Genomic DNA, 14,109 nt, shown 5'->3' with positions numbered 1-14,109 from the left:
GGTTTTGTTTTTTCGGGCTGGTGTCTGGCTGGCTGGAAAGGAACGGGATGACGTCGTACTACTTTTGGTTTGCCGCGTCCGTGGTGCTGTTGATCGCGGAAATGGCCACCGGCACGTTTTATCTGTTGATGGTCGCCTGCGGCGTGACAGCCGGCGGCATTGCCGCGCTGCTGGGTGCCGAGGTACCCGTGCAGACGGTTACCGCGGCAGTGGTTGCCATCGTGGCCATCGTGGCGATGCGGCGCACACGCTTCGGCCGGCTGCGCCGTAGCGATGCCGCGACCAACCCTGACGTGAACATCGATATCGGACAGGAAGTCGAAGTCTCCGCCTGGGATGCCTTCCGTCGCGCCCGCGTGCCATATCGCGGCGCCGACTGGACCGTGGAGCTGGCTCCCGGGACCGACCCCTCCCCGGGGCGCTACACAATCATCGAAGTTCGCGGCGCCACGCTTATCGTGTCGCCACGCTAGCCTGGCGCTTGCCTCTGCCTTGCAGTCTTTTCTTTTTGACGGGAGTCGTACATGCTTGCCTATCAGCTCGGTCTGTTTCCGCTGATTCTGCTCATTGCCGCCATCGTACTGATTGCGAAGTCCATCAAGATCGTGCCACAGCAGCACGCCTGGGTACTGGAGCGGCTGGGGCGCTACCACGCGACGCTGACGCCGGGCCTGTCGATTGTCGTGCCGTTTATCGACCGCGTGGCCTACAAGCACATCCTCAAGGAAATCCCGCTCGATGTGCCGAGCCAGGTCTGTATCACGAAGGACAACACGCAGTTGCAGGTCGATGGGGTGCTGTACTTCCAGGTGACTGACCCGATGAAGGCTTCGTACGGATCGAGCAATTTCGTGGTGGCTATCACGCAGTTGTCGCAGACCACGCTGCGGTCAGTCATCGGCAAGCTGGAACTGGACAAGACGTTCGAGGAGCGCGAATTCATCAATCACAGCGTGGTCAACGCCCTCGACGAGGCGGCGGCCAACTGGGGGGTGAAGGTGCTGCGCTACGAGATCAAGGACCTGACGCCGCCGAAGGAAATCCTGCACGCGATGCAGGCCCAGATCACGGCGGAGCGCGAGAAGCGGGCGCTGATCGCCGCGTCCGAGGGCAAGCGCCAGGAGCAGATCAACCTGGCCTCGGGCGCGCGTGAAGCCGCCATCCAGAAGTCCGAAGGGGAAAGGCAGGCCGCCATCAACAAGGCGCAGGGCGAGGCCGCAGCCATTCTGGCCGTGGCGGAAGCCAATGCGCAGGCCATCGAGAAAATCGGCCACGCCATTCGCGGGGAGGGCGGTACGGAGGCAGTCAACCTGAAGGTGGCGGAGGAATACGTTGCCGCCTTTGGCAACCTGGCCAAGCAGGGTAATACGCTGATCGTGCCAGGCAATCTCGGCGAGATGAGCTCGATGATTGCTTCTGCGCTGCAGATCGTGAAGGGCCAGAAGGTCGAGAAGGTGCTCTGACGCCATCTGGCATCGCTGAAAAACGAAAACGAAAACGAAAACGAAACGAAAACGGAGGCCGAGGCCTCCGTTCTTCATTCCTTCTCGCTTTTCATCAGGCGCGCCTTTTCGCGCTGCCAGTCGCGGTTCTTTTCGGTCTCCCGCTTGTCGAACTGCTTCTTGCCCTTGCCTAGGCCGATTTCGCACTTGATGCGGCCGCGCGTGTAGTGCAGGTTCAGCGGCACCAGCGTATAGCCGCGCTGCTCCACCTTGCCGATCAGTTTTCTGATCTCGTCGGCCTTGAGCAGCAGCTTCCGGGTGCGTACCGGATCGGGCGTGACGTGCGTGGAGGCGCTTTGCAGCGGGCTGATGTGGGCGCCGATCAGGAACATCTCGGCGTTGCGCACCACAACATAACCTTCCTTGATCTGCACGCGGTTCGCCCGGATCGCCTTGACTTCCCAGCCTTCCAGCACGATCCCGGCTTCATAGCGTTCTTCGATGAAGTAGTCGAAAAAGGCCTTCTTGTTGTCAGCGATCGTCATGCGGGAGGTGATTTCCTAAATTTGACCGGCGCGGCCTGGCAGGGCGGCGGCAGTGAGGGTGCGCAGCAACATGACTGCGGCCGAGCGCGCCAAGGCGTGCCGTGTTCGCGGCTGTCGGCTAAAATCCTGATTTTAGCAAACCGCTCCGGCCCGGCCCAGTCCCGAGGTGCCCGCAACCCGTATACATGGCAGACGTCCATAAATCCGTCCTGCTCGGCTTCTCGGCCGAACAGATGTACGACCTGGTCACGCGCGTGGAGGACTATCCCAAGTTCCTGCCATGGTGCGGTGGCGTGGAGGTCTTCGAGCAAACCGACACGCTGCTCGATGCCAAGATCCATATCCATTTCAGCGGCATCAAGCAGTATTTCCACACGCGCAATACCCAGGAGCGTCCAACTCGTATCGATATGACGTTCGCGGACGGTCCTTTCAAGACCTTCAACGGTTCCTGGCGATTCACGCCGTTGCGCGCCGATGCCTGCAAGATCGAATTTCACCTGCATTACGAATTTTCGAGCGTCATTCTCGAAAAAATCATCGGTCCGGCGTTCAGCGTGATCGCCAACACGTTTGTGGATGCCTTTGTCAAACGGGCCGAGGTGGTCTATGCCAAGCAAGGCTGAAGCATCGGCGACCGTCCGCGTTTCGGTCTGCTATGCCCGTCCGGATGCGGTGTTCCTGAAGGAAGTTGCCGTCCCGGAGGGCACGACCATCGTCGGCGCCATTCAATCCAGCGGGCTGACCGAGGCGCACCCGGAAGTGGATCCCACGACGATGCGCGTGGGAATCTACGGCAAGCTGAAATCGCTGGATACCGTGGTGCGCCAGGGTGATCGGGTGGAAATCTACCGTGTCCTGACGGCGGATCCCAAGACCGCCCGGCGCAAGCGCGTGCAGAAAACCCGGGCCTCCGGGATGCGCGAGGGCCAGAAATGGCTGCGCGGCGGAGGCGGGCAGGGCGCCTGAACAGGGCCTCCTGCCTTCAAGGCATCAGCCCGTCAGCCGCTGCACTGCTGGTTGATCGAATCGTTGGTGCGCGCCAGTTCGGCCGTGCGCTCGTCGTCGTTGAGGCGCATCGGGGCGCCGTCGGCGCCGGATCGGGACACCCGCACGCCGGCACTCAGCCCGGTGGCGTAGTTACGCAACTGCTGGCACCGTTCGTCGCGCGCCAGCTGGCTGCGTTCCTTGGCGGCAGCTTCCAGGTCGGCCTTGATGCGGGCATCGCGGCGCTCGCGGAATGCCTCGTCGGCATCGACGGGTTTGTCGGCCTTGGCCTTGGCGCTGACCTGCTGCATGCGCGCGCTGCCCGTCGGCGCCGGGTTGCCGTCAGCCTTGGCGGTTTCCGTTTCCAGCGGGCGATAGGCGCCGGCTACCCGGCCCGGCGCGGCCAGGATGGCCCGTTCAGGCACCGATGGCGACGGCGGAACATCGCTGTAGACCGTGCGGCCGTTGGCGTCCTTCCATTGCCACTGGGAGAAGGCGGTGCCGGGAATGGCCAGGCTTGCGGCAATCAGCAGGTACAGCGCGGACGATCGTTTCATGGCGAAATCGTGAGCGGGTCGAGCAGGTTGTGTTGGCATCAGTCGCCAGTGGGGTTGACTTTCGTGTGACCCACCCGGCATTGGCCGCTAGTCTACTGAGACTTGTCCGTCGCATGCAAGCGGACCGACCACGCTACGCCAGCCATCAGCAACACAATGGCGGCGATTTCCAGCGGCCGCGGCCAGCGGTGATCGAACACGAACCCGTATGCCAGCGCGAACAGCGTCTCGAAGACGATCATCTGACCGGACAGCGTAAGCGGCAACCGGCGGCTCGAAATGTTCCAGAGATTGTTGCCAATTAGCGACGCTCCCAGCGCAACCGCCGCGTTGACGGTCCAGAACCACTGCCAGTCCCGGGCGCTGCCTGGGGCCGTCAGCGTGTCACCGAACGCGAGCCAGCCGGCGATTGCCAGGATCAGCGACACCAGCCCGGTGGACAGCCCATAGAGCGCGGACCACTCGTTGCCGCTGAAGTGCGGGTGCCGCTGCAGGTAGCGCGCGTTGTCCACGGCATAGAGCGTCCAGCAGGCCAGCGCCCCAGCCGCACAGAGCACGCCGGCGATTTTCTGCCACACGGGGCGGATCGTTGCGTCCGCCACGGCCGCGCCGTGGGCACCGCCACCACCGCCACCACCGCCGAACAGGTCCACGTTGATGCAGGCGATGCCGGCCGCCACGACCAGCAGCGGCAGCGTCAGGCGGCGCAGCGGCACGGCGCCATGGTCGCGCCGGCCCATCAGCGTGACCGAGATCGGCAGGATGCCGATGATCAGCGACGTGGGGCCCACGCCCGCCAGTTGCACGCCGAACGCCAGCAGCACGTAGTAAAGCAGGTTGCCGGTAAAGGCCTGCCGTAACAGGGCCACGCAGTCGGGGCGTGTCAGCTTGCGCGCAATGCGGCGCATCAGCGGCAGGGCGGCGACCAGGGCCACCAGGCCGTACGCCAGATAGCGGCCGATTGCCAGTTCCCAGGGGGGAAATGCCGGCAGCAGCTTTGGGGCGATGAATACCATTCCCCAGAACGCGCCGGCCAGCAGCCCGCACAGTACGCCGATTCCCATGGTCTCCCGATGCCTTGTTTGAAAAAGGTGGCCGAGAATAGCAAACGGCTTGCAACAACGCATCAGCAAATCCTGCATTCCTGTATAATCTGCTTTTGCGCCTAGAGGATTCGCTATGCGTCTTGTCCAGAAAGCACTCACATTCGATGACGTGCTGCTCGTCCCGGCCTATTCGGCCGTCCTGCCCCGGGATGTTTCCCTCCGCACCCGACTGACCCGTTCGATCGAACTCAATATTCCGCTGCTGTCCGCCGCCATGGATACGGTGACGGAAGCGCGCCTGGCCATTGCCATGGCGCAGGCCGGCGGTATCGGTATCGTTCACAAGAACCTGAAGCCCGCCGACCAGGCCCGTGAAGTGGCGCGTGTAAAACGCTACGAATCGGGTGTGCTGCGTGATCCGATCACCATTTCGCCGGACATGAAGGTTCGCGATGTGATTGCGCTGTCGCAACAGCACGGCATTTCGGGTTTCCCGGTGCTCGAGGGCAAGACCGTCGTCGGCATCATCACCAACCGCGACCTGCGTTTCGAAGAAGAACTGGACGCACCCGTGCGTGCCAAGATGACCCCGCGCGACAAGCTCGTGACGGTGGCCGAAGGCGCGCCGCTGGAAGAAGCCAAGCGCCTGATGAACCGCCACCGCCTTGAGCGCGTGCTGGTGGTCAACGCGGCGTTCGAGCTGCGCGGCCTGATCACGGTAAAGGACATCCAGAAGGCCGTGGACAATCCGCTGGCCAGCAAGGATGCGCACGGCCAGCTGCGCGTAGGCGCCGCAGTGGGCGTGGGCCCGGACAACGATGAACGCGTGGAACTGCTGGTCAAGGCCGGCGTCGACGTGATCGTGGTGGATACCGCGCACGGCCACAGCCAGGGCGTGCTGGACCGCGTGCGGTGGGTCAAGCAGAACTTCCCGCAGGTGCAGGTGGTGGGCGGCAATATCGCCACCGGCGCCGCCGCGCTGGCGCTGGTCGAGCATGGCGCCGATGGCGTCAAGGTCGGTATCGGCCCTGGCTCGATCTGCACCACACGTATCGTGGCCGGTGTCGGTGTGCCGCAGATCACGGCCGTGTCGAACGTGGCCGAGGCGCTCAAGGGCACGGGCGTGCCGCTGATCGCCGATGGCGGCGTGCGCTATTCCGGCGACGTGGCCAAGGCCCTGGCGGCCGGTGCCCACACCGTGATGATGGGCGGCATGTTCTCGGGTACCGAGGAAGCTCCGGGCGAGGTATTCCTGTTCCAGGGCCGCTCGTTCAAGAGCTACCGTGGCATGGGTTCGGTTGGCGCGATGAAGGACGGCGCGGCTGACCGCTACTTCCAGGAAGACAACACCGCCAACGTCGACAAGCTGGTGCCGGAAGGCATCGAAGGCCGAGTCGCGTACAAGGGACCGGTGCAGGCGATCATCCACCAGCTGACTGGCGGCATCCGCGCGTCGATGGGTTACTGCGGCGCCAGCTCGATTCCGCAGTGGCACGAATCGGCCGAGTTCGTGCAGATCACGGCAGCGGGCATGCGCGAATCGCATGTCCATGACGTGCAGATCACCAAGGAAGCGCCGAACTACCATATCGATTGATGTCGATCTGGCCTGCCCTGACGGGCACCACGGCCGCGCCGGTTCTGTCGAGGTTGACGGGGCCTGCGCGGCCGCGCCGCAATAAGGAGCGACCATGAAGGTATTGCTGCGAGCCGTGCTGTTTTTCGATGCGGTGCTCGACTTGCTGCTTGGCCTGCTGCTGCTGATGTCGCCGTTCACCACGCTGTACGCCGCGCTGCAACTGCCGGTGCCGGAGCCGGCCCTGTTCGGGCAGCTGCTGGGCGTGGCCACGCTCGGCATGTCATGGCTGCTGTTCACGGCCACATTCAATGGACATATGACGGTGCCCGTGGCGCGCGTCGCCGGGTTGATCAACCTGGCCAGCGCGATACTGGTGGCCGCCTGGACGCTGTTCCTGGACATGCCCGTCCAGCCGGCCGGCAAGGTCTGGCTGCTGACGATGGCGGCCATGCTGCTGTTCTTCGCCATCGTGCTGATTCCGTCGGCCAAGAAGGTGCGGCTGCGCGAACGCGCGCTGGCCGACCAGGCCAAGGCCGACCGCGACGCGCGTGCCGCCGGCGTTCCCTATCCGACCGACGTTACCGACGTGACCGATGTCGCCGACAGCGGCATTGGCCGCCCGGCGCGCCCGGCGACGTCCCCCGCATCCCCCGAATACCGGCGCGAGCCGGTCATCACGCCGCCGCCCGGCTATGGCCCGGGCACCGAAGTCATGACCGAACCCGATCCGGATGCACTGCCCACTGCCAATCATGCACGACAAAATCCTCATTCTTGATTTCGGTTCGCAAGTCACGCAGCTGATCGCCCGCCGCGTTCGCGAAGCGCACGTCTACTGCGAAATCCATCCGAACGACGTGACCGATGAATTCGTCCGCGAGTTCGCGCCAAAGGGCGTGATCCTGTCGGGCAGCCACGCCAGCACCTACGAAGACCACCAGCTGCGCGCACCGCAGGCCGTGTGGGATCTGGGCGTGCCGGTACTGGGCATCTGCTACGGCATGCAGACCATGGCCGTGCAGCTGGGCGGCAAGGTCGAATGGAGCGATTCGCGCGAGTTTGGCTACGCGGAAGTCCGCGCCCATGGCCATACGAACCTGCTCAAGGGCATCGAGGATTTCAGCACGCCCGAAGGCCACGGCATGCTGAAGGTCTGGATGAGCCACGGCGACAAGGTGACCGCGCTGCCCGACGGCTTCAAGCTGATGGCATCGACGCCGAGCTGCCCGATCGCCGGCATGGCCGACGAGGCCCGCGGCTACTACGCAGTGCAGTTCCACCCGGAAGTCACGCACACGTCGAAGGGCCGCGAGATGCTCGATCGATTCGTGCTGCAGATCTGCGGCGCGAACCCGGATTGGGTGATGGGGGACCACATCGCCGAGGCCGTGGCCAAGATCCGCGAGCAGGTGGGCGACGAAGAGGTGATCCTGGGCCTGTCCGGCGGCGTCGATTCGTCGGTGGCGGCTGCGCTGATCCATCGCGCGATCGGCGACCAGCTGACCTGCGTGTTTGTCGATCACGGTCTGCTGCGCCTGGACGAAGGCAAGATGGTGATGGACATGTTCGCGGGCCGCCTGCATGCCAAGGTCATCCATGTCGACGCATCGGACCAGTTCCTGGGCCACTTGGCCGGCGTGACCGATCCGGAGCAGAAGCGCAAGATCATCGGCCGCGAGTTCGTGGAAGTGTTCCAGGCCGAAGCAAAGAAGCTGACCAACGCCAAGTGGCTGGCGCAGGGCACGATCTACCCGGATGTGGTGGAATCGGGCGGCACCAAGACCAAGAAGGCAACCACGATCAAGAGTCACCACAATGTGGGCGGACTGCCCGAAACGCTGGGGCTGAAGCTGCTGGAACCGCTGCGCGACCTGTTCAAGGACGAAGTGCGCGAACTGGGCGTGGCGCTGGGCCTGCCGCCAGAAATGGTCTACCGCCATCCGTTCCCGGGTCCGGGCCTCGGTGTGCGTATCCTGGGCGAGGTCAAGCGCGAGTACGCCGATCTGCTGCGCCGCGCCGACGCGATCTTCATCGAGGAACTGCGCAAGACCATCGCCACCGAGCAGGATGCCGCCGCCGGCCTGTGCGAACCGCATCAGGTGGGCAAAAGCTGGTACGACCTGACCAGCCAGGCATTCGCCGTGTTCCTGCCGGTGAAGTCGGTTGGCGTGATGGGCGATGGCCGCACGTACGACTACGTGGTGGCGCTGCGCGCCGTGCAGACCACGGACTTCATGACCGCGCACTGGGCGCATCTGCCGTACGCGCTGCTGGGCCGCTGCTCGAACCGCATCATCAACGAGGTGCGCGGCCTGAATCGCGTGGTGTACGACGTTTCGGGCAAGCCGCCTGCAACGATCGAATGGGAATAATCCCCCGGCCTTAGGCCATCCGGCGCCTGGCAGGGCCGGATGCGCCGGTGCCGATCCCGCATCGGGCGGATGCCAGCAGGTATCCGCCTGCCGGACCCCGCCTCACATGGCCTTCCCCGGCCGCGTCACACCGTCGCCGACTGGTCCTCGGTTTGCGCGATTTCCAGACGATTCCCACCCAGCGCCTTGGCCCGGTACAACGCCTGGTCAGCGGCGACCAATGCGTCACTCAGCACTGGCGTTTCCCGCTCGAATTGCGCCAGCCCGATGCTGACTGTGGCCGGAATGCCGACGCCCCCGATACGGCCGGCGATATTCTCGGCGAACTGCGCCGCCACGGTCGCGCCGAGCGTGCCGGCGCGCTGCGCGTCTGCGCCATATAGCAATGCAGCGAATTCCTCGCCGCCGATGCGTGCGAACAGGATGTCCGGGCCCATCACGCCCCGGGCGATCTCCGCGAACGATTTCAGCACTTCGTCGCCGGCCTGGTGGCCGTAGCGGTCGTTGATGGCCTTGAACTGATCGAGGTCGAAAGCCAGGACGGCTACCGGTCGGCGGTGGTCTTCGGCCGCCAGAATGCGTTGGCCCTGTTCGAAAAACCACCGGCGGTTGCCCAGGCGGGTCAGGTAGTCAGTCTGGGATTCTTTGAGCAACTGCATGTGGCTGTCTTCGCGGATCAGCTTCAGGATCGTCATCGGCAGGATCACCGAATACAGGACCCCCTCGTACATGGTGATCTTGCTCGCGATGCCTTGCATGGCAGGCCCGTACGCCGACACGAGCCAGGGCAGCGCAAACGCACGGCCGGCGTAAAGCAGGGCGTGGATGCCCGCCACGGCCACGACGATGTGACGCGCCAAAAATGGCTTCAGCGCCTCACACCGCAGCATTTCGCGTGCAGTCATGGCGCTGATGATGGCAATGGGGAACGCGCTGACGTAGTTCCACACAGCATCCAGCCATCGTGTGCCGGATACTGCCCAAACGGCTGCCATGCCACACAGCACGACGCCGACGGTGATGTGGTAGCGCCGGCTACTGAGCGCCGCCACGCCATTGAGGATCAGCAGGTAGCCGCACAGCATTACCAGGTTGGCGAGTGCCGATCCCAGCACACCGGGCACGGCGCGCCGGAAGAGCACCGTCACGCAGCCGACGGCAAGCGTCGCAAATGCCGCGGACAGAATGCGCAGGGCCTTGCCGTGCCGGGGATTGGCCAGGTGTTCCCAGAACATCATGCCCGCACTGGCGAGCAGCGTTCCGATAGCCAGAAGGTAAAGGGTAAGGAGATCGACGTACATCCAGATGACATGACATTGCGCCGGGGCTGTGCGCCGGCTTGCGAATTCTACGTTGGAATGACGGCATGTCGTGGATGCTTCCGAAGATCTCCGGCAGGTGTTTCGACGATTCCGGGGCTGTGGGCGTTTTCAACCCGGCAGGTCGAGATCACCAAATCGGTAAATGCGTCCGCCGCGCATGACAAAGTCCACCTGCGCGGTGGCCGCGATGTCGGCCAGCGGATCGCCTGGCATCGCCACGATGTCGGCCTGGCGTCCGACTTCGAGCACGCCGATGTCGGAGCGTTGGAGCAGGGCCGCGGCCACGCTGGTGCCCGCGCGCAGCGCCCGGGCCGGCGACAGGCCGGCCGCCACCATCGCCTGGAATTCCAGAATGCCGCGCGAGAACGGGAACATGCCGCAGTCGGTGCCCAGTGCGATGTGGGCGCGGCTGCCGGCCATGCGCCGCTGGGCCCGCTCGATTTCGGGCAGGTCGCGCGAAAACTTCCAGACCGCCTGCGGCGGCAACGTGTTGGCCGCCAGCATGTCCTTGTCTTCCAGCGTCATCTGCATGGTTGGCACCAGGAAGGCGCCCGACGCTTCGGCCAGCGCAATGCCCTCGTCGTCGATCAGGTAGCAATGTTCCAGGCTGCGCGCGCCGGCACGCAGGGCCTGCTTGCAGCCTTCGGCGGCGCCCGTGTGCACGGAAACCGGAAGGCCCAGCTGATGGGCGGCGGCTGCTGCGGCCTCCATTTCTTCGTCGAACCACGTCACGCGCGCAGGGTCGTCGCCAAAGCTCATATAGCCGCCGGTGTTCATGGTCTTGATCCAGTCGGCGCCATGCGCGGCCTGGCAACGCACCTGCTTGCGGATATCGGTGGGCGAGTCGGCCGTTTTCGACAGCCCCAGATGGCAGCGGCACGGCAGCGCGCCCTGCATGTCGCCATGGCCGCCCGATCCGCTGATCATATGCGGCGCCACGAACAGGCGGGGACCGGTCAGGCGGCCCGCGTTGATTGCGTTGCGCAGTTCCAGCCCCGGCCAGCCATCGTCGAACGTGCCGAGGTCGCGCAGGGTGGTGAAGCCATAGCGCATGTACTGGCGGGCCAGGCTCAGGCCAGCCAGCGCCTTGCCGGCGCTGGACTGCAGGATCTGCTGCTTCAGGTTCATCCCATCCAGGAACAGGTGAACGTGCGTGTCGATAAAGCCCGGCGCGATCGTGCGATGGGACAGATCGATCACGCGGGCATTGCGCGGCCGCGCCACCGACGGCCCGATGGCGGCAATCGTGTCGTGTTCGATCAGGATTTCGGTGGGTCCCTGCAGGGTGTCGCCGAGACCGTCGAACAGGTTGCCGCAGATGAGAACGATGGATGCAGACATGGAACAGGCCTCCTTGATGAGGACATCAGTACGGAAGACATAAAAGGCGCAGTTGCAGGCGTCACCGTGCGCGGATGCCGGCCCATCACCGGGCAGGCACACCGGGTTTGGCGCGCGGGATGGTTGCCATGATCGAAATGGCCGCCACGACGACCATGCAGAGGTTGAATGCCAGCGCCAGGATGGCCGCCGTACGCACGGCCACCTGGTCCTGGGCGCCCTGGAAGTCGATCAGCCCGTCGAGCATCTGCGCGCCTTCGGCATGGGTGCGCACGGCCGTGAAGATCGTGGCCGAGATGGCCACGCCGAACGCGCCGCCCAGCGACGACGCCATCTTGTAGATGCCGGCGCCGGAACCCGCCTGGTCCGGCGGCAACGCGGACAGCGCGGCATCGGTGGACGGGGTGGCATAGAACGCCAGGCCGATACCCTGCAGGGCAAAGCCGATGGTGGCGACGATCTTGTAGTCGGCCAGCGTCAGCTGCGTCATCGCCAGGCAGATCACCGACGCGGCCGTCAGCGCGCAGCCCCACAGCATCGGCTTGCGGGCGCCAAACCGCTGCAACAGCTTTTCGCCGACGCGGATAAACGCAATGATCGTGATGGCGAAGCCGATGGTCAGCACGCCGGCCTGCTGGGCGGTCATGTTGCCGCCCAGCTGCGCCAGCTGCATGACCACGATCAGCGTGCCGGCCACGCCGTTGAGCATGAAGTTGGAAATCGTCGCGCCGGTGTAGGTGCTGCTGCGGAACAGGCGGAAGTCGATGAACGGGTCCGCGGCGCGGGCCTCGTGGCGCAGGAACACGAAACCGAAGATCACCACGGCTGCCACCAGCAACAGCGTGCTGACGCTGGTCCAGCCGAACCGGGCACCCTGCGTGACCACCACCTGCAGCGCGATCATCGCAACCATGAAGGTGAAGATACCCTTGCGGTCGATCTTCGCGTCGTGCCGGTCCTCGGCCCGGCTTTCGGGCGTGCCCCGGATCATCAGCAGGCCGGCCACGGCCGCCGCGATCGACAGGAAGAAGATCGAGCGCCAGCCGAACTGGGCCGCGATGGTTCCGCCAAAGATCGCGCACACGCCCGAGCCGCCCCACGATCCGATCGACCAGATGCTGATGGCCCGCTGGCGTGCCTTGCCGGGCCAGTATGTCTTGATCAGCGCGAGGCTCGACGGCATGATGCATGCCGCCGACAGGCCTTGCAGCGCGCGGCCCGCCAGCAGGCAAGGTATGGCCAGCGGGCCGGCCGGCGCGATCGCCACCAGCAGCGACCCCGCGATGCTCAGGCAAAAGCCGAGCTGCAGGATGCGGTAGCGCCCCACGCGGTCGGCGATGCCGCCCATGAAGACGATGAAGATGCCGGAGAACAACGCGGTGATGGCCACGGCGATGTTCATCGTGGTGGGCGACAGGCCCAGCGTGGCGCCCATGTCCGGCGCAATGTTCAGCGTGGTCTGCGCGAACAGCCAGAACGTCAGCACACCCAGCACGATGCCGAACAACACCCGGTCGTTCCCGGCGAAGTTCGGCGGCTGCGCGCGCTCGGATGCTGGCGAAAGGCCAGCTTCAGGATTCCCTGCGGTGGTACCTGTAGCGTGATTCATGGCGTCTATCCCTTGATGGCCGTTGTGTTGTCAACGATGCGAGCCATCGTATTTCCGGGGGGAGCCGTGGGCGTTGACGCGGATCATGGGAGGCGGCGCGGCATCGTAGTCCGCTGGAATTGGCGTTATCCAGCCGCGCGCTTGATGCAGACCAATGCAGCCGCCAGGGGCGGCCCCGACGATGGCCGGCTTTCAACGTGGCGCCCTCCAATGACCCACTACGACTTCCTTGCCGATATCGCCGACGCGCATGCGCGTGCCCGCACCATCGAAGGCCTGACACGCTTGCGCCAGGCGCTGGCGAGCCAGATCCCGGCGCGCACGGCCACCGATACGCTGCTGCTGGCCACATGGAATATCCGCGAGTTCGACAGCGGCAAGTACGGCTACCGTTCGGAAGAGTCCTACCTTTACATCGCCGAGGTGCTGAGCCGCTTCGACCTGATCGCCATCCAGGAAGTCAGGGACGGCCTGTACCCGTTGCAGCGGCTGCAGCGCATGCTCGGGCCGTGGTGGGGCTATCTGGTGACCGATGTCACGCTGGGCACGTCCGGCAATGCCGAGCGCATGGCCTATCTGTACGACCGCCGCAAGGTGCGCTTTACCGGGCTGGCTGCGGAACTGGTGCTGCCCAGGGCGGGCAGGGCGGGGCCGGCCCCCGTGCAGCTGGCGCGCTCGCCATACCTGGCGCCGGCTTCCAGGCCGGATGGGCGTACCTGACGCTGGCCACGGTCCATATTTACTACGGCACCGGCAAGCCCGACGACGCGCGGCGGCTGGCGGAGATCACCGCCTTCAGCAAGACCGTCGCCAGGGCGGCCGGAAAGCTGTCGGCCGCGCCGCAGCCGGCGCCCGGCGTGAAGGCCGACCCGGGCAACCTGATCCTGCTGGGCGACTTCAATATCTTCAACCGGCGCGACGTGACGATGGAGGCGATCACCCGGGCGGGGTTCGTCGTGCCTGAGCCGCTTCAATCCTTGCCGGGCTCGAATGTGGACAAGAACCGGCACTACGACCAGATTGCCTACTTCCGGCGGCTGTCGCGCATGGCGCCGACCGGCCACGCCGGCGTGTTCGACGTGTACGAGCACGTCTACCGGCTGGCCGACGCCGATGCCTACGCGTCCGAACGCCAGACCCGGCCGGGGCGAAGCTTCAAGGACTGGCGCACCTATCGCATGAGCGATCATCTGCCGATGTGGATCGAGTTCGGCATCGACGATGCGGATGCGTGGCTGGCCGGGCTCGGCGGCTAGCCAGCGGCTCCGGCGGTTCCGGTCTATGCTCTGGCCTGCGACACCGGCAGGCG

Annotated in this window: 15 protein-coding genes; 9 read left to right on the top strand and 6 right to left on the bottom strand. The window is 65.1% G+C overall.

What is annotated here, in order from left to right; translation table 11 throughout:
• The first annotated feature begins 47 nt into the window (after window positions 1–47).
• Both AC3FJ6_RS18110 and AC3FJ6_RS18105 read left to right on the top strand, forming a co-directional pair.
• Window positions 48–473, top strand: a complete 426-nt coding sequence (locus AC3FJ6_RS18110; RefSeq protein ID WP_488773112.1) for an NfeD family protein — start codon at window positions 48–50, stop codon at window positions 471–473.
• Window positions 474–524: 51 nt separating this feature from the next.
• Window positions 525–1,463: an SPFH domain-containing protein gene (locus tag AC3FJ6_RS18105; RefSeq protein WP_153947777.1), complete on the top strand. Its 939-nt coding sequence runs from the start codon at window positions 525–527 to the stop codon at window positions 1,461–1,463.
• A 74-nt stretch (window positions 1,464–1,537) separates the two neighbouring features.
• Here the strand turns inward: AC3FJ6_RS18105 and smpB are convergent, their stop codons facing one another.
• Window positions 1,538–1,987, bottom strand: a complete 450-nt coding sequence (gene smpB, locus AC3FJ6_RS18100; RefSeq protein ID WP_092599990.1) for an SsrA-binding protein SmpB — start codon at window positions 1,985–1,987, stop codon at window positions 1,538–1,540.
• Between the two features lie 185 nt (window positions 1,988–2,172).
• On the opposite strand from smpB, the gene AC3FJ6_RS18095 reads away from it, so the two are divergent.
• Window positions 2,173–2,613 carry a type II toxin-antitoxin system RatA family toxin gene (locus tag AC3FJ6_RS18095; RefSeq protein WP_066735285.1) on the top strand — a complete coding sequence of 147 codons (441 nt, stop codon included), beginning with the start codon at window positions 2,173–2,175 and terminating at the stop codon, window positions 2,611–2,613.
• Window positions 2,597–2,956 (top strand): RnfH family protein, encoded by a 360-nt coding sequence (locus AC3FJ6_RS18090; protein WP_488773111.1) that lies wholly within the window; start codon window positions 2,597–2,599, stop codon window positions 2,954–2,956. The genes AC3FJ6_RS18095 and AC3FJ6_RS18090 overlap by 17 nt, the downstream gene beginning before the upstream one ends.
• Before the next feature lie 32 nt (window positions 2,957–2,988).
• On the opposite strand, the gene AC3FJ6_RS18085 is transcribed toward AC3FJ6_RS18090, so the two are convergent.
• Together AC3FJ6_RS18085 and AC3FJ6_RS18080 are read right to left on the bottom strand one after the other, a co-directional pair.
• A complete protein-coding gene (locus tag AC3FJ6_RS18085) occupies window positions 2,989–3,531 on the bottom strand; it encodes a DUF4124 domain-containing protein (RefSeq protein ID WP_488773110.1) in 543 nt (180 codons plus the stop codon).
• A gap of 92 nt (window positions 3,532–3,623) precedes the next feature.
• Window positions 3,624–4,595 carry a DMT family transporter gene (locus AC3FJ6_RS18080; RefSeq protein ID WP_488773109.1) on the bottom strand — a complete coding sequence of 324 codons (972 nt, stop codon included), beginning with the start codon at window positions 4,593–4,595 and terminating at the stop codon, window positions 3,624–3,626.
• 115 nt (window positions 4,596–4,710) lie between these two features.
• Here AC3FJ6_RS18080 and guaB point away from each other — a divergent pair, with 115 nt between their 5' ends.
• The 3 genes from guaB to guaA all read left to right on the top strand — a co-directional run bounded on the left by guaB (window position 4,711) and on the right by guaA (window position 8,528).
• Window positions 4,711–6,174, top strand: a complete 1,464-nt coding sequence (gene guaB / locus AC3FJ6_RS18075) for an IMP dehydrogenase (RefSeq protein ID WP_400395062.1) — start codon at window positions 4,711–4,713, stop codon at window positions 6,172–6,174.
• Between the two features lie 94 nt (window positions 6,175–6,268).
• Window positions 6,269–6,934, top strand: a complete 666-nt coding sequence (locus AC3FJ6_RS18070; protein ID WP_488773108.1) for a hypothetical protein — start codon at window positions 6,269–6,271, stop codon at window positions 6,932–6,934.
• The gene (gene guaA / locus AC3FJ6_RS18065; protein WP_488773107.1) at window positions 6,909–8,528 is read left to right on the top strand and encodes a glutamine-hydrolyzing GMP synthase; all 1,620 of its coding nucleotides are present in this window, start codon (window positions 6,909–6,911) and stop codon (window positions 8,526–8,528) included. Before AC3FJ6_RS18070 ends, guaA begins: the two co-directional genes overlap by 26 nt.
• A gap of 125 nt (window positions 8,529–8,653) precedes the next feature.
• Here the strand turns inward: guaA and AC3FJ6_RS18060 are convergent, their stop codons facing one another.
• The 3 genes from AC3FJ6_RS18060 to AC3FJ6_RS18050 form a co-directional block, all read right to left on the bottom strand.
• Window positions 8,654–9,829 (bottom strand): GGDEF domain-containing protein, encoded by a 1,176-nt coding sequence (locus tag AC3FJ6_RS18060; RefSeq protein ID WP_488773106.1) that lies wholly within the window; start codon window positions 9,827–9,829, stop codon window positions 8,654–8,656.
• A 129-nt stretch (window positions 9,830–9,958) separates the two neighbouring features.
• Window positions 9,959–11,191: an amidohydrolase family protein gene (locus tag AC3FJ6_RS18055; RefSeq protein WP_488773105.1), complete on the bottom strand. Its 1,233-nt coding sequence runs from the start codon at window positions 11,189–11,191 to the stop codon at window positions 9,959–9,961.
• An 85-nt stretch (window positions 11,192–11,276) separates the two neighbouring features.
• Window positions 11,277–12,800: an MFS transporter gene (locus AC3FJ6_RS18050; RefSeq protein WP_488773104.1), complete on the bottom strand. Its 1,524-nt coding sequence runs from the start codon at window positions 12,798–12,800 to the stop codon at window positions 11,277–11,279.
• A gap of 210 nt (window positions 12,801–13,010) precedes the next feature.
• Here AC3FJ6_RS18050 and AC3FJ6_RS18045 point away from each other — a divergent pair, with 210 nt between their 5' ends.
• Window positions 13,011–13,520 carry an endonuclease/exonuclease/phosphatase family protein gene (locus tag AC3FJ6_RS18045; RefSeq protein WP_488773103.1) on the top strand — a complete coding sequence of 170 codons (510 nt, stop codon included), beginning with the start codon at window positions 13,011–13,013 and terminating at the stop codon, window positions 13,518–13,520.
• A 137-nt stretch (window positions 13,521–13,657) separates the two neighbouring features.
• Window positions 13,658–14,056: an exonuclease/endonuclease/phosphatase family protein gene (locus AC3FJ6_RS18040; protein ID WP_488773102.1), complete on the top strand. Its 399-nt coding sequence runs from the start codon at window positions 13,658–13,660 to the stop codon at window positions 14,054–14,056.
• Window positions 14,057–14,109: the final 53 nt, after the last annotated feature.

This window comes from Cupriavidus sp. 94F1, assembly GCF_057798875.1.
The sequence above is the reverse complement of the archived record's forward strand: the minus strand, read 5'-3'. Positions and strand labels throughout refer to the sequence as shown.